Origin of the sequence: Pseudomonas sp. MH9.2 (assembly GCF_034353875.1) — a bacterium.
Taxonomy (GTDB): Bacteria; Pseudomonadota; Gammaproteobacteria; order Pseudomonadales; family Pseudomonadaceae; genus Aquipseudomonas.
This window is the reverse complement of the sequence record NZ_CP133784.1, coordinates 143,279-160,201: the sequence shown is the minus strand read 5'-3', so window position 1 is coordinate 160,201 and position 16,923 is coordinate 143,279. Positions and strand designations below refer to the sequence as shown.

Here is a 16,923-nt window from a genome sequence, read left to right as displayed (position 1 = left end):
AGGGCTGTCCTTCGCGAAATTTTATTATGCTTTGATGTATTGTCGGTCGCTCGGGCTCGATCGACTCCAAAGGGATAAAAATGACATTGACTGTCGAAAGGTTGGTCAGGATAGCAATGGCCAATCCAATAAACGCTGAAATTACCTTACGCTTGCCCTCACTCGGTTTGAGTCAATGCATGCTCACTGCGGGCTGTCTGTTCCAAGCGGTCTGGAATCATCAGTCGCACCTGCCGTCAGCGTGGGGAGTAAAGGATTACGACGTTTTTTACTTCGACAACGATCTGTCTTGGGAGGCCGAGAATGAGGTCATCAACTCGGCTCAGCGTCTCTTCCAAGACCTTGACGTTAACGTTGATATCAAGAATCAGGCTCGCGTCCACCTTTGGTACAGTCAGCGGTTTGGCAGGTCTTATCCTCAACTTCTGTCGGTTAAAGACGGTATTGATCGTTACCTGATTGCGGGTACGTGTATTGGGCTGGATGCTGAAACGGGTGAGATCTATGCGCCCTACGGCTTGGCCGACGTCGAGCAGGGGGTTCTTCGTATCAATCCCAAAAATCACCAGCCAGACTTGTTCGAGCAGAAGGCGAACAGTTATCAAGCTCGCTGGCCTTGGCTCAGGATCATAGAAACCGACATTACATAAAGACCGTACATCATCACGGTACCGTTGAATCGAGACACGTCGGCAGATACTGGCCGACCGGTTCATCATCCCGCGAGCCTGCTGAATATCTACATATACAACTATCTCAACCGTTTTCAGTCGAGCTGGCGCCTGGAGCGAGAAACCCGGGGAAGCCACCATCGCACAATTGGGCAAGCGTCTCAAAGCGCAGGCATCGCCAATGCCGGCGGGACGTTCAGTACCGATCTACACATCACGCCATTCGAACTCGATGGGTTTATTCAGGATCGATTTCTGTCAATTGTGACAAGCAGGAGCCGGCCAAGAGCAGTCACTTTGTACCCGTCAAATTTTCAGAGCCGTAGAGAATACGAGCATCACGAAAGTTTTCAGCGTTTTCGGCGACCCACATCCATAACGGAATCATCCGCGCAAGAAGTCCATACCCCAGTTCCGACAATTCATAGTCGACACGCGGTGGTATTTCGCCGTAATCCCGACGTAAAACCAAACCGTCCCTTTCCAGCTGTCGCAAGCTGCGAGTCAGCATTCGTTGCGTCACCCCATTCATACGCCTACCTATTTCCGCATGCCGCAACGGCCCTTCCACACCTAATGTGTGGACGATTCCCAAAGACCAGCGATTACCTGCGTGAGTGAGCACTTCTCGCTTCAATCCGTCGTCTTCTGCACTCAATGCTTCGCACGCGGCTTGAGATTGCCTGATGATTTCTTCGTTATCCATTCGCCCCCCAGGATCACTCGTGTGCCTACTTATGAGCAGGCCCCAATGATGACAGGATAACAACCACTCACCATTGAACAGCAAACTGGAGGAAGTTTATGCACGCGGTAATTCCTGGAGAAACGGTCAATATTCTGGTGCTGGGGGCTGGGGAGCTCGGCATGTCTGTACTGCGCGAGCTTGCTATGGTCGCGTTAAGCAAAGGTGGCGCTCGCATTACTGTACTGCTGCGTCCATCGGCGGTCACCACTCAAGACGCTTCAAAGATGCACGCGATTGCAGAATTGCGTGGGCTAGGCATAGACACTTTGCAGGCTGATGTCATTCACGATTCAATTGAAGAACTTGCAGAGCATTTCGGCCGATTCGACACGGTTGTCAGTTGCGTAGGTTTTATCGCAGGAGCCGGCACTCAGCTGAAGCTTGCGCGCGCCGCGCTTGTGTCAGGCGTAAAGCGCTATGTGCCTTGGCAATTTGGGGTGGACTACGACGTCATCGGCAAAGGCAGTCCGCAGGATCTGTTTGATGAGCAACTTGAGGTCCGCGAGCTACTGCGTGCGCAACGCACTACCGAATGGATCATCATTTCGACCGGGATGTTCACAAGCTTCCTGTTCGAGCCAGCGTTTGGCGTGGTTGATCTTGCACAGAATACGGTTCATGCGCTAGGCAGCTGGGACACCCAGGTCACCGTAACAACGCCGAAGGACATAGGAATGCTGACGGCGAAGATTATATTCGCCGACCCACGCCTCGCCAACGAGGTGATTTTCATCGCTGGAGACACCCTGACCTATACACAATTGGCGGACACAGTTGATGCAACACTCAATCGCACAGTATCTCGCGTCGAATGGAGCGTTCCCAAACTGAACAACGATCTCGCTGCTGCTCCAGACGAACAGATGCGAAAGTATCGAGCCGTGTTCGCTGAAGGCAAAGGAGTCGCTTGGGATAAGCACAACACTTTCAATGCTGCAAACGGTATTGATCTGATGACGGCGGCGGATTGGATCGAGCAGAATCTGAAGTGAATAAGGCAAGCTTCTGTCTTGGTCATTCCGCCAGGGGCGGTCATTCGGAGGCTTTCAGGATGCCAGGGGCGATTCATCGCCTATTTTCAAGGTTATGCACTAATTGCGCACCACAGGGATCTGGCCCAATATTTCAAGCTGATATCATGCAAGAACTTACAAACCGAGCAAAAGAAATATGAATCGTCGTAAAAAAATAAAACAGTTATTAAAGGCTCACGCCAAAAAGGCCAGTGACAAATTGGCACCGCCAAGCAAGTCTAAATACATTAATAAAGCTGACCGATTGAAGCTAGCGGCTGAATCCAGTCACGACTCAATCATTTCTTCTGAGAGCTGATCTATGTAGCTTATGCACCACCGGAATTTACAAATTTGATTGGGTTATTCATTCCGATGGCACGTACCGCAAGGACGCGGCCTAACAACCCATTCAAGCCGAAGCCGCTTCGCAGCTCTGAATCGAACCAGATATGCACCATTTGATGTCTATTTACAGCTAGGCATTTTTATCCGACCTCTGCAGGATCCATGTGAAAAAAGCACGAGCAATTACCAGTAAAAAATCCTCCGGCCGTGGCGTTGAGATGTCCTCGTTTTGTGGGTGGGATGGAGAGGTTCTAGTTCTGAACATACTTGGAACTCCGAGTGCAAAAAAGGATGCCATCGGCAAGGCGAAAGGAAGTCAACTCAAGGTTAGCGTCACTGCCGCACCCGTAGCAGGCAGGGCGACTGACCACATGGTCAAGTTTCTCGCCCGAGAGTTTGACGTCTCGGTTTCTGACATCACGGTTGTGTTCGGTCGTTTTAATTTGAACAAGCAGATGCGTATAAGGGCGCCCGGAAGCTTACCTGCCGTAGTGGCCAAGGCCCTGGCGGAAGAAAAAAATACCTGACCATTCGCTAAAAGCCCGACGCGCCCTAATGAATCGCCCTGCTGTCATGGACTGTTCCAGTGTCCGCTTGCCGACAAGACAGCAACTGCCAGGGATCGCTGGTTCTGCCGGTCGAGCCTTGAAGATAAAGTACCCAATCACTCCTGCGTTGCAAGGCAACTTTGGCCATGAGCGGCTACTTGGAAAATCTTCTCGCTCCAGCAACGCAGAGGATCACGGCAACGGTTACCCCCAGCATGCCAATGCTGACCTGCTCGTGAAGTAATGTGGCCGCCAGCGCCAATCCAAAGAAAGGCTGTAGAAGCTGAAGCTGTCCAACGGCAGCAATACCCCCTTGGGCAAGCCCGCGATACCAAAATACGAAACCGATCAGCATGCTGAAGAGCGAGACGTAAGCCAGGCTTAACCATACAGGCGTAGTGATCCCCGAGAACGAATTGGGTCTCAGGAACCAAGTCAGCGGTGCCACAACAGGTGTCGAAATAACCAATGCCCAGGAAATTACCTGCCAACCTCCCAGTGTTCTGGAAAGCTTCGCCCCTTCGGCATAACCAAGACCACATGCAAGGACTGCCAACAGCATCAGAATGTCTCCTTCGGCAGACGCTGTCAGACCCTGGAAAAAGGCGAACCCCATAACCAGCACGCTTCCCAGAACCGAAAAAAACCAGAACGCAGGCCGAAGGCGCTCGCCACCACGCAAAACACCGAAAACGGCGGTGGCGAGCGGCAACAGACCAAGAAAGATGATGGAATGCGCGGACGTCACAGACTGTAGAGCCAGCGCAGTCAACAAGAGCCAGCTCGCCGAACAGGCCTTGCGCTACATCCAGCAGCTGTACGAAATCGAGCTTGAAGTCTACGATCTGGAGCCGGATTTACGCCGTCGAATACGGAAAGAAAAAGCCATACCGGTGATGGACGCTTTGCATGCCTGGATGATCGCCCAGCGCCTACTTGTGCACGACGGCTCGGCGATCAGCAAGGCTTTGGATTACAGCCTCAAACGCTGGACGGCGTTGTCTCGCTATCTCGAAGACGGGGCCGTACCCATTGACAATAATTGGGCCGAAAACCAGATTCGGCCGTGGGCGCTAGGTCGCAAGAATTGGCTGTTTGCGGGCTCGCTGCGCAGCGGCAAACGGGCAGCGGCGATCATGAGTTTGATCCAATCGGCGCGACTCAACGGGCATGATCCGTATGCTTATTTGAAGGTCGTCCTCACGCGCCTGCCAACGCAGCGGGCGAGTGAAATCGATCAGTTGCTGCCGCATAAGTGGATGCCCGTTTAACCACGCGAAGTCGATAGAGCAGAATCGTATGGGCTAGGAGAAATGCTGTCTAAACCAGCGACTTTTGAATTTGATGATCAAATGTATCTAGAAAATCGTGCATGCTGATTTCTCCGAGATCTACAGCTTTAGCGCCGCCGGCCGCAATAAAGGTGACGTCAGTGATACCCAGGACATTCAGGATCAGTTTCAAATATTGGGTCGCAATGTCACGGTCTCTAATCGGAGAGTCGTGGGTGTAGACACCGCCCGAGGCGAGCAGCACCGTTGCCTTTTTACCGGTCACCAGCCCTTTACCATCAAAGCCCAAGGTCAGGCCTTTACGTACCACGTGATCCACCCACGCCTTCAGCGCCGCAGGGACGTTATAGTTGTAGACCGGCGTTGAAATAACCAGGTGATCGGTTTCCAGCAACTCGGCCACAAGCTCATCGGATAGCTGCAACACAGCTTTCATTTCAGGCGAATGTTGGGTTTGCGGGGTGAAGTAAGCCTGTAACCAGGGAGCGGTCACAAACGTAAGTTGAGTGTCCGTTAGATCCCGTATTTTGACCACGCCGCCTGGGTGTGCAGTTTCCCACGCGGCCACAAATTGGCGCGTGAGCTGCCGGGAGATTGAAGCCTCTCCACGTGGACTGGTTTCAATGGAGAGAAGCCTGGACATGAAAGTAACTCCTGCGCGGTGACGCGGCGGTATGTTTTGCGTTGTCGCTTTAGGCGATGTGCTACACACTCTACCCAATGCGATCTCTACGCAGGAGTGATGTAAATATGATTGAATCCATCTGTTTAAGTGATGGGTCATGATCGGAAATCTCAGCTTGGATCAGTTGCGGATCCTTGTAACCATTGCTGATACAGGCAGTTTCTCGGCAACGGGACGTCACCTGCGGCGTGCTCAATCTGCCATTAGCCAGTCGATTGCCACACTTGAGTCAGTTCAAGGTGTGAGGCTGTTTGATCGGAGCGGACATCGTCCAACTATCACTGAGGTAGGTCGAGTGCTAGTGGTTCAAGCGCGCGCTGTGCTGGCAAGCGCTGCCCAGTTTGAAGCAATGGCCGCCAGTACCGCAGCAGGGGTTGAGCCGGAGTTAGCTCTCGCCATAGACCCTTTAGTCCCTAGCGCACCGCTCATCGAAAGCCTCCGCGCTCTCCGTGAGGCTTTTCCGCATCTGGCAGTGAGTTTTTCTACAGAAGGCTTAGGCGGCGCAGAGCGCCGATTGCGCAACGGCGATGCGGCACTGGCGCTTTGCACATTGATTCCGACAGTGCCCGACGATGTCATCGCACTGCCGCTGCTGAGTGTCGACTTGAGGCCAGTAGTCGCCAGCGGGCATCCCCTGGCTATGTTAGGCCGTCGGGCAACAAGTGCAGACCTCAAGCCTTTTGTGCAACTGGTACTTTCCGATCCGGTCGCTCCCGACGGCCCTAGCTATGGGGTGACGGGCAGCCACCAGTGGCTGTTTGTAGATCTGGCACGACGGCTGGATTTTTTACTCGCCGGGTTCGGCTGGTGCCGAATGCCGGAGCATCTCATCGCGGATCATCTGACTTCAGGACGCCTCGTGCCGCTTGAGTTAACCGCCGAACTTCAGCGCACACCAGACACACTGACGATCTACGCAGCGCACATGCAAGATCGCGCTTTAGGCAAAGCGGGCCGATGGCTTCTGAATGATCTGACCCGTCGCCTGTGCATGTGATGATACAAAGACGACTAACGTCAGCGGTTTGGTTACCCCGTTGGCCAAAGGGCTGATGCGGTTGATCGAACCGGTTGTGCAGGGACTGCCCGAGCCGTGATCGTCTGTGCGTATTTCGCAAGCCAAGGTGTGAGCCTGCCCGCTTACCGTGGACTCTCGAAGATCAAGAACGAACCACCGAACCAGAGACCGGTAGGTTCTCCAACAGGTTGAGTCCAGTGGTTTTCACGAATGTCTCATAGTCCATGGGTCTCTCGATGCGGGTTTCCGCGTTGGGTAACACATAGGCCCAGGCCCGCTTGGACGAAGCGTCGTAGACCAGCTTGAACAGGCGAGTAGGTACCCAGACCTTGTTGTCGCCAATAGTGGTATGGCCAGCGTCAAAGAGCGGTCCGGTAAAGACGAAGACATTGCCATCGGCTCGCTTCGCGAACTTTCTGACATCAGACTCGACCTTGCTCCAGATCTTCCGGTTATTGGTGGGGTCTTGCGGCACCATGTTCGAAAGCGCAAAGGGCTGGGCCATTGCATTCGGATTCGGTGCATCTGCTGCCGGAGACTGATGAAATTCCCGGCAGAGATTCATACTCAATGTTTATCTATAAGCCGGAGGTTCAAAGCACGAAGTTTGGGCAAAGGGCGGCGAAGCCCTGTCCTATTGGTCAGACTTTTGCGGATATACATTACCTCTGGCTAGGCATTCGAGTCGCGGTAGGGATGGCAGTTACCTGCCGCCACCCACAAATCCGTACGTGCGGAACTACCGCATACGGCTCCTGCCTCGGGTCATGTGACGCGAAGCGATCCTCAGGATAAGGATGTGCATTGCTAGGTCTAGGACTGTAGAGGTCGGCAAAGCGTCCGGAGCGTGACCATTGTCAGCGGCAACACCTCCGAAGACCAATGCAGCAATTTTGCCGCAAGCGCCAAAGGGGAGATACTTTTTCAACAGAATCGGCCAAAAGCAGCCCGTTAGGGAGCTCGTATTCGTCTCTGTATTGCGTCAAGGAAGCGCTGGGCTATTCAGTGACATAGCACTCACTCTTTCCGCCATCTTCCGTGACTGGCTTAAGCTTTGTCGTAGCGAGGAAGTACCCAGCATGCGATCATTGATACTTGCCGGGAGTAGTGTCAATCTCTCAACCCGCCCGCATCGATCATTAGCTACAAGGAAAACTAGTTAATGGAAGCTCCTAACTTAGAAGCAGAACCAAAACAAGGCAGTAAAACGACGGAGGAAGATAATTATTCGGGCGAGGTGAATTTCCTCTATTCCTCCAAAATAAATGGAAGTGTAGATATTGCTGACATTTGTGAAACACTTGTAACGTCGGAAGCATTTAGCTTTGCGCTGGACAGCAGTGGCAAGATATTTTTTAGAGAAAACGGCAGACTGAGAATAAAGCTACTTAGCATTGAAACGACAATTTCCGAACAAGGCATGACCATCAGCGGGCACGATGACTTTGTTAGCGCCAACCCCGGCGACTCTAATATTTATTCGTTATCCAACGCTCTTAATCTACTGCTGTCAGATAAGAAATTATTTAATACAGCTTTTGGTTTTCCTGCTGAAAGCGCACGAATCTTCATGCGACCAATTGCGATAAAGGCCGAAGACAATGAAGAGTATGAAGCATTTATTCCATATATTAGAATTTATTCAGGTGGAATAATAAGCATATCTATGTCATCAGTGTTTGGTTTTGAAGGCGCGACTGTTCGCGAGGTAATTGGCAACGAGGTAAACAAGTCGCAGCGCAATATAAACTCAGTTCTTTGCGAAAAAGAATTGTACTTGGCTTGTACCGAGTGTCAAATATCACAACTGACTCTACAAGAGAGAGTTTCGCAGAGAAAAGCTTTCGAAGTCACTATTGAATCGGCTCTGAATGCACCGGAAGAACTAAAGTTTTTAGATGAGCGCCTAACAACTTACGAACTTGTACACACCGACCAATTCACACTCACCGATATTGCAAGAAACCTGCTATCAGTAGTTGCCAAGGCAGTAGCTAGTGGATCGGTCAAAACGAGTATCAACTGGATTGGCAGGCAGTATCGTGATGATTCAATTGGTGAGTACTGGAACGGAAAGCCCATCATCTATATTAGAGAGCATACCAGACAACAAGTGAGCTCAATCGAAAACTGGGCCACACATAAATGTCTAGTAAATAGCGTGATGACTCGGACATATCTTCCTAGCAACGCAGCTCATGCCGCTTTAACTCATGGCGATATGCGCAACTTCGACGACTTTAATAACTTCTACTCTGAGGCGGTTTCTCTAGTGCTATCATCGGCACAGGTAGAGTCTTTCATCGAACAGGATAAGGTCTACACTTTCAATAATCTGACTTCAGACATTCAGGTATTGAATGAAGCGTCGCATTTTGTCCGAATATACTACTCATACGCTTCGCTAGGCCTCAATACATGCAAGACAGCGATCGATGTGGCGCGGCTAGAACTGAAAATACTAATGTTTGAAGAGTCGTTAATTTCCGCACATAAGTATGGAGAGATAGCTGAATACCTAGAAGAAGTCAAACGTGGAGACCATTTGACTACAGTATGCAAACTCCTACACAAAAAAATCGAGACAGTTCGCAAGGCTCTTGAATTAGATGACAAAGTTATGTCGGAGTCTTATACTCGCAGAATCACTATTATCTTCGGAATCATTGCATCCGCCACGCTATCACCGGAGTTAATGCAGCCTCTTGCTAAACTCTATGGAATTACCTTCGCTAACGACCAAGTCGACAAACTAGTCGGAATAGGTGCGTCTGTAGTAGCCGTCATCGGCTTTTTAATATTAACCCACTATATTTTCCGAATATTCAGCTTCACCATTAGAAAGATTAAAACCTGAGCCACTCCAAAAACCTGGCTTAAGTTAGTCCAAACGGCTAGTAGAGGTGCCCTTCGGGCATATCCAGACGGAATGCTTCTGGCTAATTTATGATGTCTCGTGAACGTCAGGAATGGGTCGATTGTGTTGAAAAAGTCGGTTTTCTCAAACGGCCGAAAAATTGATCGGTGAAAGCGCCTTTTAGCACGCTGCTACGTGAAATCTCAGTCCGAATGCCTCTGCGAGAATTCTTGATTTCAATCTCAGGCGCGTACTTTTTTGCCATGGAAACTAAGGCCGACTTTTTCAACAGAATCGGTCGTTTTCAACCCTTCGCCACGGACAACAATCGGCCAAAAGTAGACCTTCGCGCTGGGCAACGACTGGTCAACATCGAAAATCGAAGACCCACCGGGCAGTGAACTCTATACAAGCATAATCAATCTCGGCCGACCGTGGTCGGTAGAAAACCAGTCTATTGGATGATGACCGAGCACAATAGTCAACTCTGCCCCCTTTGTGTTGGAAAGGGCAGTTTCTACTAAAGATTTTCCAGGAGTTAATCGCTTGTAATCATGCTCGTCCTTGCAGAGCCACGCGGTATTTATTCCCACAATACCAACAGCACACCCATTTTTTTCAATCGTCACTGAATATGCCCCCTCCTTTTTATTGAAGAGGTCAGAATATCCCGTTATATCGTGCGCGATAAAATCTTCAAACCTTGTCACTACAATATCGCGGCGTTTCAGGGAGCTTTCCTCTGGATAGAAGTATGGCCCAGTAGGCTTCAGGAGAAGAGTTCGATCAAACGCATCGTTTTTATCCCTGTTGAGGTCATGGTTACCAGGGATCATGAACAGTTTGTCGGTCAGCAATGTGGGCATGAACGCTTCAAGCGGTTCGACCAACTGCTCCCAAAAACTTTCATACTCGGCCTTCAGTCCATTGTTAGCGATGTCTCCCGTAACGAAAATAAAATCGGGCTCGCCCTCCTTTTCAACTTTCTCTTTAACCTTATCAACTATTTTTCTCAGTACGGAGCGCTGGGAATACCCTTCCTTCCCCATATGAAAGTCAGACAAATGCAACCAACTTATTTTTCTGGATTCGTTATTGCTCACTGCGGCATCCCTCCCTTATTTCTTGATTATCGCTCCCTGTTTTTGCCTTTTCTCACGATTCGCGACTACAGGGGCTCGCTTATACTAATTTCTTCAATAAACCTGCGCGCACACGAACTCTTTCCGATACACCCCTAAGGCAGTATTGATCTCAAAATATATCAAATAGAGTCGTTTAATTTTCGCACTTTAACGCTCCAAAGCCATGAGCTTTTGAATATAATTGGCATTCGCAGTTAAATTGATGATAGTCTCACCATAGATGTACCTTTAGATTTTGATAATTTTTTCCCGATACATGAACGTCCCTCTAACAGAATAAAAAAATTTGATAGTGCTGAACGCCGTATGCACCACATACATATTTGAAAAAAGAGGGCGAACTGGCTTGATAGAAGGGGGTAAAGATTTTCAGCCATTTTTTTGAAAGTATGAATTTTTCTTAGTCAGGCGCTGGCACAAGCCTACTTGAATTGCCCCTTAACTTCTAGACGCCTCCGAATGGCCGCTTCTGGCCGAGGCTGTGTAAAAACGTTTTTCAGCGCGACAGGTACTCAAAACCAGACTGAAAATCACGCGTCTACGCAAAATCCACATCTGCAGACGTGCCAATAAATTTCAGATTTAACGTAGCCGCGCACACTTCAATTTTGGCGAAGCGTTTTTACACACTCTGGGCCGATTTCTGCCTGACGCGAAGACTGCAACCGACCCATAGCTCACTGTGGCGACAGCGCGAACATACCGCTGCTGCCACAAGCGACCCTGTCGAGGTAAATACCGATGGTCTATTGAGGCTTTTGTTTCTGGCTGAACGCCTCCCTCTCTCCAGCTAGCTGCTCCCTTCTCACATACGCCTTTGTCATTGCTGCCGGTATGTGCCTGAGGTGCGTGGAGATAACACCCACAGGGATATTCAATGATTCAACTCTTTTAATTTCGTCAGCCATTTCGCTATCTCCCCATCAAATTTTCTGAGTTTAGCTCATAATTTGATTCTGGTTGGTCACCTCGCTGGTGATATGGAACGTCAGCTTTTGGCCGATTCTGTTGAAAAAGTAGATCTCCTGCCTGGCCTGCGGCAAAATAAGGTCATCAGCCAGCGGGAGGATTCGCAGCATGATGGGACAATTGTTGAGTGGACAGGAGCGGCTGTTTTACTCGTTCAACATTGAAGATCACATCCCATCAAATCACCTCCTGCGCAATATTGATCGATGCCTCGATCTGAGCGATCTACGCCACTACCTCGCCGACTTTTACAGCCCGATAGGGCGTCCCTCGATTGATCCTGAACTGATGATTCGCCTGCTGATCGTGGGCTACTGCTACGGTATTCGCTCCGAGCGCAGGTTGTGCGAAGAGGCTCATTTGAACCTGGCATATCGCTGGTTTTGCCGCTTGAGCCTCGAAGACGAAGTCCCCAATCATTCTACGTTTTCCAAGAATAGGCACGGTCGTTTCCGCGACAGCTCTCTGTTTCGCTGGCTATTCAACGAGGTGCTCCGTCGCTGCATGGACGCAGGTCTGGTCAAGGGTTAAGGCTTTGCCGTGGACGCCAGCGTCATCAAGGCGGATGCCAGTCGGCAGCGTGGCGTACCAGGCGATGAATAGGTCAACTGGAGTGACCCGTTGCTCAGCACTCGTGCCGTACGTGAGTATCTTGAAGCGCTCGATGAAGAGGCGCTTGCAGAAACACTACCCAAGCGCCTATCGCTGACCGATCCACTATCTCGTTGGACAGCAGCTCCAGGAGGCCCGGCGTTCTTCGCGTACTCGACGAACTACCTGATTAATGTCGAGCATGGTGTGATCATGGATGTGGAGCCAACACCGGCTCATCGAACAGCCGAGGTCGAAAGCACCAAGATCATGATTGAGCGGGTCGAGGAACAGTTCGATATCAAGCCGGATCGCCTCATCGGCGATACCGCTTAGCCCATGGCGTCGACTCTCGGTCCCGCCCAGCGCTCAAGTTCCATTCGGAAACTGTTCAAAAAGCCTCCCGTAGAATGCTCCTCGTGCGCATCGGCCAATGACAGGTCCTTGGAAAAGCGCTGCATGCATGTCTGAAACACATCCTGTGTGAGTGGTCACAACGGCGCCACTGCAGCGCAGAGGCCGAATGGAAAGTTAGCAAAAAGCCATCATAGTCATACTGCTTAACCATTCACGGCGTTAACAGTTCCGTGCATTATTTCGGCGCGGCCTTGCCTGTGTTTAGGTTGGTTAGAGGAGTGCTCTGCGAGTCTTCACTGGGGGAATGCTGGTAAATTCCGATACGATCGAGGGCTCTCGGTGGCTGCATTTCGTACTTGGCGCGCTGCTTACGCTGTGCGTAGAGCTTTAGGCTTAAGTAAACAATTTTTGTCCTTGCGGCTGTTTTATGCGGTTAGGGGAAAGATTCCTTTCCCTAACAGCGTGCACCTCGCCATACCCTCATCAGGCTGAACCGCCCCATTCAAGGGCCTGAAGGACACGGCGAACTTGTTTGGCCCCTATCTCAGTTTCGCAGAGCATGATCGGTGCAGTCCCTCCGAGCGCTTTATTCGGTGTCGACATCCAATGTGCGGCAGTCACTGGTGTCTCTAATATCTCCTCGGCCAAGTGACTGACCACAGCAATTCTGTCCAAACGCTCGGAGGCCACAGGATCAAGGTTCTTTTGCTCGCGCCGCCGTCGTTCAAGCGCCGAAGTTGATGCATTGAGCAGCGTTTCCAGGTGGCGGTCTTGAAGGTCAAAGGCCAAGCGAACAACCTGGATTAGGTCAGTGGGAAACCCTACTTTTATTTGGTGCAGCCGCTCCGACTCCGTCAGCGGCTCTCGATCGGAACTGAATCGCCAAAAGGCAGCGATGCCCTCCTCTCGGGACACCTCTTTCTTTTTTGCCGGACGTCGAGTCGCAGTTGAAGTGCTCATTAACACTTCCCCCCAATGATTGCCCATCCAAAGGAATATGAGCTAACGCCTGTCTAACCGGAAGCGCCATTGAGCGCCAGTGGAGTTCCGTAACGCCCTAGGTCGATAAGGCGATGGAGCCATTTACCCTCTACGTATCCACAGACCAGGATCAGCGGCTTTGGGCTGATGATGAGTTGCCACTACGGTCAATCGATGCTGGAGCTCAGGAAGGGCTCGGTCAGTCGGTCGACCCTTCGCTCTTCGAGCTGCCCGGCCCGCAGGATCTCGTTGGCATTGGGATAATGCCGTAACAGCTGGCGGGCCTGACGTCGCATGGACGCTGAAAGCGCGGAATCTTCTGCAAGCTCGGCCAGAAAGTCTCGCGTCTGGATGAGTGCGCGCGTGCGCTCGTTCGGCATTGTCATGGTGTCCTCCCTCGCACGAATCGTGCACGGTCCAGCCGCTATAAGCTTGCGTCCGACGCAGTTTTCTGCCTAGTAAATCGCCTACAGCCTACACTGCTGATTTTTACTGCCCTACATGGAGCCGCTGAAATTCAGCGCAAGATGATCATTCGCTTAGTGTTCGGCTGGGTCAGTGAATTCCGCCAGCCTCCGTCGTGCCCCAGGAGTGACCATATCCGATGACGAGTGCTTTCCTGTACAGCGAGCATTATTTATGGATACGTACAACGTTAATACGCTGTAGATACGCTTTTACGTGTAGGTGACTTCTCCAATTATCGGGGCCTGAAGCGCTCCTTTTCATATATATCAATCGACAACTGCTCGGTCTACTTATCGGTAACGGCTCCTTGCGCGGCGCTGGACACCAGCTTTGCGTACTTAGCCAGCACACCTCGTGTATAGAGCGGGGCCGGTTGTGTCCAACGCGCACGGCGCTCGGCCAGCACGGCAGCACTGACACCTACGCTGATCTCGCGGGTTTCGGCATCGATGGTGATCTTGTCGCCGTTCTCGATCAGTGCAATCGGGCCGCCATCAAAGGCTTCCGGCGTGATGTGGCCAACCACAAAACCGTGCGAACCGCCGGAGAAGCGGCCATCGGTGATGAGTGCGACGTCCTTACCCAGCCCCTTACCCATGATTGCCGAGGTTGGCGAGAGCATTTCACGCATGCCAGGACCGCCCCTGGGGCCTTCGTAAGTGATTACGATGACATCGCCGGCGACCACTTCGCCATTAAGGATGCCGGCCAGCGCGGCTTCCTCGCCGTGGTAGACACGAGCAGTACCTTCAAAGCGCAGACCTTCCTTGCCGGTGATCTTGGCGACTGAGCCGGTCGGCGCGAGGTTGCCGCGCAGGATGACCAGGTGCGAGTCCTTCTTGATCGGGTTGTCGAAGGGCCGAATGATGTCCTGACCGGCAGGGTAGTCGGCGACATTGGCGAGATTCTCGGCCAGGGTCTTACCGGTGACGGTGAGCGTGTCGCCATGCAGCAGGCCGGCGTCGAGCATGCGCTTCATCAGCGGCTGGATACCACCGATGGCGACCAACTCCGACATCATGTACTGGCCAGAAGGACGCAGGTCGGCCAGCACCGGTGTGGTCTTGCCGATTTCAGTGAAGTCATCGAGGGTCAGTGGCACATCCACGGCATGGGCCATGGCCAACAAGTGCAGCACGCCGTTGGTGGAACCGGCCAGCGCGATGATGACGCGGATGGCGTTCTCGAAGGCTTTGCGCGTCATGATGTCGCGCGGCTTGATGTCGCGAGCGAGCAGTTCCAGCACCTGCTGGCCGGCGCGGAAGCAGTCCGAGGCCTTGTCGGAGGAAATCGCGTCCTGCGCCGACGAGCCCGGCAGCGACATGCCTAGGGCTTCGATGGCCGAGGCCATGGTATTGGCGGTGTACATGCCGCCGCAGGAGCCTGGGCCCGGGATGGCGGTGTCTTCGATCTGCTTAAGCTGAATCAGGTCGAGATCGCCCTTGGCATGCTGCCCTACGGCCTCGAACACCGAGATAATATCGGTGTGACCGGAGCCGGGTTTGATGGTGCCGCCATAGACGAAAATTGCCGGGCGGTTCAGCCGCGCCATGCCGATCAGGCAACCGGGCATGTTCTTGTCGCAGCCACCAATGGCGACGAGCCCGTCGAAGCCTTCGCAGCCGACCACGGTTTCGATGGAGTCGGCGATGACTTCACGCGATACCAGCGAATACTTCATGCCCTCGGTGCCGTTGGCGATGCCATCCGACACGGTGATGGTATTGAAGATCAGGGCCTTGCCGCCCGCTGCATTGGCACCTTTCTCGGCCTCTTGCGCGAGCTTGTTGATGTGCATGTTGCAGGGTGTGACATTGGCCCAGGTCGAGGCAATGCCAATCTGCGGCTTTTTGAAGTCCTCGTCGGTGAAGCCGACGGCACGAAACATGGCGCGCGCCGGGGCGGCCTCGACGCCATCCACCACGAGGGAGGAATATTTGCGCATATTGTCAGTGGTCTCAGTCATCTCGAAAATCCTTAAAGTGGCTTTCGCGAACATATACGCATGCCGCGCTGGGTCAATAAGTAGCCCATGGGTGCCTAGCAGCCTGGTTTGGACCAATGCGCTTGTGTAATCAGCCGCCGATATAAGACATCTCTACTTTCTTGTTTCGCGCCGTCTGCTCTGTGCGAATTTGCGAGTAGCCGTCTTCACGCGGGGTCCAGATCAAACCTATCGCAGCGGCGATTTGCTGGTCGCTCTGACCCGCACGCATAAGCGTGCGCAAATCATGCCCTGACTGCGCGAACAGGCAGGTGTACAACTTGCCATCGGTAGAGAGTCGGGCGCGCGTGCAGGTGGCGCAAAAGGCTTGCGTCACGCTGGAGATCACACCGATTTCGCCGCTGCCATCCGCATACGCCCAGCGCTGAGCGACTTCACCACGGTAGTTGGATTGCGCTGGGATGAGTGGCATCTCGGCGTTGATCATGCGCACGATATCGGCCGAGGTCACGACATCGTTCATGCGCCAGCCGTTGCAGGAGCCCACGTCCATGAATTCGATAAAGCGCACAATGTGCCCGCTACCCTTGAAGTGCCGAGCCATCGCAACGACGTCCTGATCGTTGACACCCTTCTTCACCACCATATTGATCTTGATGGCCGTAAAGCCCGCAGCGTGTGCAGCGTCGATGCCATTTAAGACATCGCTCACCGGAAAAGCCACGTCGTTCATGGCCCGGAAGATAGTCTCATCGAGCGAATCGAGCGACACCGTGACGCGCCGCAAGCCCGCCGCCTTGAGCGCTTGGGCTTTGTTGGCCAGTAGCGAACCATTGGTGGTGAGGGCTATGTCCAAGGGCTTGCCGTCATGGGTGTTGAGCGTGCTCAACATCCCGATCAACACCTCGATGTTTCTACGCAGCAGTGGTTCGCCGCCGGTGAGGCGAATTTTCTCGACGCCCTGCGCGACGAACAGGCGCGTCATGCGGGTGATTTCATCGAAACTCAACAGTTCGCCTTGTGGCAAAAAACGGTAGTCCTTGTCGAACACAGACTTGGGCATGCAATAGGTGCAGCGGAAGTTGCAACGGTCGGTGACCGAAATGCGCAGGTCACGCAAGAGCCGCCCGCGCGTGTCCGCGAGCGTGCTGCCGGAGGCCGGCGTGGGCGGCGCAATCACAGATACTGGGCTGGCGGCGCTCAGGTCAAGGAGGGTAATTACCTGAGTAGTCATAAGGGCCTTGCTGCGTGGATTGACTGCGGTTTAAACATAAGGTGACTGCACTG

Annotated in this window: 14 protein-coding genes and 4 pseudogenes; 8 read left to right on the top strand and 10 right to left on the bottom strand. The window is 52.5% G+C overall.

Annotation, left to right across the window (positions count from 1 at the left end):
- Positions 1-80 precede the first annotated feature (80 nt).
- Entirely contained in the window at positions 81-650 is a 570-nt protein-coding gene (locus RHM55_RS00720; RefSeq protein WP_322179055.1) for a nucleotidyltransferase family protein, read from the top strand.
- 313 nt (positions 651-963) lie between these two features.
- Here RHM55_RS00720 and RHM55_RS00715 read toward each other — a convergent pair whose 3' ends face one another.
- Positions 964-1,377, bottom strand: a complete 414-nt coding sequence (locus RHM55_RS00715; RefSeq protein WP_322179054.1) for a helix-turn-helix domain-containing protein — start codon at positions 1,375-1,377, stop codon at positions 964-966.
- Positions 1,378-1,475: 98 nt separating this feature from the next.
- On the opposite strand from RHM55_RS00715, the gene RHM55_RS00710 reads away from it, so the two are divergent.
- The 3 genes from RHM55_RS00710 (at position 1,476) to RHM55_RS00700 (ending at position 3,307) form a co-directional block, all read left to right on the top strand.
- On the top strand, positions 1,476-2,411 hold the full coding sequence (locus tag RHM55_RS00710) for an aromatic alcohol reductase (RefSeq protein WP_322179053.1): 936 nt from the start codon (positions 1,476-1,478) through the stop codon (positions 2,409-2,411).
- Positions 2,412-2,589: 178 nt separating this feature from the next.
- Entirely contained in the window at positions 2,590-2,751 is a 162-nt protein-coding gene (locus tag RHM55_RS00705; RefSeq protein ID WP_322179052.1) for a DUF2986 domain-containing protein, read from the top strand.
- A 193-nt stretch (positions 2,752-2,944) separates the two neighbouring features.
- Complete coding sequence (locus RHM55_RS00700; RefSeq protein WP_322179051.1) at positions 2,945-3,307, top strand: DUF167 family protein; 363 nt, start codon at positions 2,945-2,947, stop codon at positions 3,305-3,307.
- 175 nt (positions 3,308-3,482) lie between these two features.
- Here the strand turns inward: RHM55_RS00700 and RHM55_RS00695 are convergent.
- A pseudogene (locus RHM55_RS00695) lies at positions 3,483-4,103 on the bottom strand (DMT family transporter); the annotation flags it as partial.
- Here RHM55_RS00695 and RHM55_RS00690 point away from each other — a divergent pair.
- A pseudogene (locus tag RHM55_RS00690) lies at positions 4,093-4,599 on the top strand (IS66 family transposase); the annotation flags it as partial. The pseudogenes RHM55_RS00695 and RHM55_RS00690 overlap by 11 nt on opposite strands.
- 49 nt (positions 4,600-4,648) lie before the next feature.
- Here RHM55_RS00690 and RHM55_RS00685 read toward each other — a convergent pair.
- Positions 4,649-5,263: an FMN-dependent NADH-azoreductase gene (locus tag RHM55_RS00685; protein WP_322179050.1), complete on the bottom strand. Its 615-nt coding sequence runs from the start codon at positions 5,261-5,263 to the stop codon at positions 4,649-4,651.
- A 139-nt stretch (positions 5,264-5,402) separates the two neighbouring features.
- On the opposite strand from RHM55_RS00685, the gene RHM55_RS00680 reads away from it, so the two are divergent.
- Entirely contained in the window at positions 5,403-6,302 is a 900-nt protein-coding gene (locus RHM55_RS00680; protein WP_322179049.1) for a LysR family transcriptional regulator, read from the top strand.
- Positions 6,303-6,465: 163 nt separating this feature from the next.
- Here RHM55_RS00680 and RHM55_RS00675 read toward each other — a convergent pair.
- Positions 6,466-6,867, bottom strand: a pseudogene (locus tag RHM55_RS00675) (DNA/RNA non-specific endonuclease); the annotation flags it as partial.
- Between the two features lie 618 nt (positions 6,868-7,485).
- Between RHM55_RS00675 and RHM55_RS00670 the strand changes: the two are divergent.
- Entirely contained in the window at positions 7,486-9,180 is a 1,695-nt protein-coding gene (locus RHM55_RS00670) for a hypothetical protein (RefSeq protein ID WP_322179048.1), read from the top strand.
- Between the two features lie 404 nt (positions 9,181-9,584).
- Here RHM55_RS00670 and RHM55_RS00665 read toward each other — a convergent pair whose 3' ends face one another.
- On the bottom strand, positions 9,585-10,283 hold the full coding sequence (locus tag RHM55_RS00665; RefSeq protein WP_322179047.1) for a metallophosphoesterase: 699 nt from the start codon (positions 10,281-10,283) through the stop codon (positions 9,585-9,587).
- A gap of 788 nt (positions 10,284-11,071) precedes the next feature.
- Positions 11,072-11,233, bottom strand: a complete 162-nt coding sequence (locus RHM55_RS00660) for a hypothetical protein (protein ID WP_322179046.1) — start codon at positions 11,231-11,233, stop codon at positions 11,072-11,074.
- Between the two features lie 169 nt (positions 11,234-11,402).
- Between RHM55_RS00660 and RHM55_RS00655 the strand changes: the two are divergent.
- Positions 11,403-12,218, top strand: a pseudogene (locus RHM55_RS00655) (transposase); the annotation flags it as partial.
- Between the two features lie 507 nt (positions 12,219-12,725).
- On the opposite strand, the gene RHM55_RS00650 reads toward RHM55_RS00655, so the two are convergent.
- The 4 genes from RHM55_RS00650 to moaA all read right to left on the bottom strand — a co-directional run bounded on the left by RHM55_RS00650 (position 12,726) and on the right by moaA (position 16,870).
- Positions 12,726-13,202 carry an antitoxin Xre/MbcA/ParS toxin-binding domain-containing protein gene (locus RHM55_RS00650; RefSeq protein WP_322179045.1) on the bottom strand — a complete coding sequence of 159 codons (477 nt, stop codon included), beginning with the start codon at positions 13,200-13,202 and terminating at the stop codon, positions 12,726-12,728.
- Between the two features lie 188 nt (positions 13,203-13,390).
- Entirely contained in the window at positions 13,391-13,609 is a 219-nt protein-coding gene (locus tag RHM55_RS00645) for a BPSL0761 family protein (protein WP_322179044.1), read from the bottom strand.
- Between the two features lie 368 nt (positions 13,610-13,977).
- The gene (gene ilvD / locus RHM55_RS00640) at positions 13,978-15,657 is read right to left on the bottom strand and encodes a dihydroxy-acid dehydratase (protein ID WP_322179043.1); all 1,680 of its coding nucleotides are present in this window, start codon (positions 15,655-15,657) and stop codon (positions 13,978-13,980) included.
- A 109-nt stretch (positions 15,658-15,766) separates the two neighbouring features.
- On the bottom strand, positions 15,767-16,870 hold the full coding sequence (moaA, locus tag RHM55_RS00635; protein WP_322179042.1) for a GTP 3',8-cyclase MoaA: 1,104 nt from the start codon (positions 16,868-16,870) through the stop codon (positions 15,767-15,769).
- Between the last annotated feature and the right edge of the window lie 53 nt (positions 16,871-16,923).

Coding starts and splice junctions, on each gene's coding strand:
- RHM55_RS00720 (WP_322179055.1), top strand. CDS start 81: ATGACATTGACTGTCGAAAGGTTGGTCAGGATAGCAATGGCCAATCCA.
- RHM55_RS00715 (WP_322179054.1), bottom strand. CDS start 1,377: ATGGATAACGAAGAAATCATCAGGCAATCTCAAGCCGCGTGCGAAGCA.
- RHM55_RS00710 (WP_322179053.1), top strand. CDS start 1,476: ATGCACGCGGTAATTCCTGGAGAAACGGTCAATATTCTGGTGCTGGGG.
- RHM55_RS00705 (WP_322179052.1), top strand. CDS start 2,590: ATGAATCGTCGTAAAAAAATAAAACAGTTATTAAAGGCTCACGCCAAA.
- RHM55_RS00685 (WP_322179050.1), bottom strand. CDS start 5,263: ATGTCCAGGCTTCTCTCCATTGAAACCAGTCCACGTGGAGAGGCTTCA.
- RHM55_RS00680 (WP_322179049.1), top strand. CDS start 5,403: ATGATCGGAAATCTCAGCTTGGATCAGTTGCGGATCCTTGTAACCATT.
- RHM55_RS00670 (WP_322179048.1), top strand. CDS start 7,486: ATGGAAGCTCCTAACTTAGAAGCAGAACCAAAACAAGGCAGTAAAACG.
- RHM55_RS00660 (WP_322179046.1), bottom strand. CDS start 11,233: ATGGCTGACGAAATTAAAAGAGTTGAATCATTGAATATCCCTGTGGGT.
- RHM55_RS00650 (WP_322179045.1), bottom strand. CDS start 13,202: ATGAGCACTTCAACTGCGACTCGACGTCCGGCAAAAAAGAAAGAGGTG.
- RHM55_RS00645 (WP_322179044.1), bottom strand. CDS start 13,609: ATGACAATGCCGAACGAGCGCACGCGCGCACTCATCCAGACGCGAGAC.
- ilvD (WP_322179043.1), bottom strand. CDS start 15,657: ATGACTGAGACCACTGACAATATGCGCAAATATTCCTCCCTCGTGGTG.
- moaA (WP_322179042.1), bottom strand. CDS start 16,870: ATGACTACTCAGGTAATTACCCTCCTTGACCTGAGCGCCGCCAGCCCA.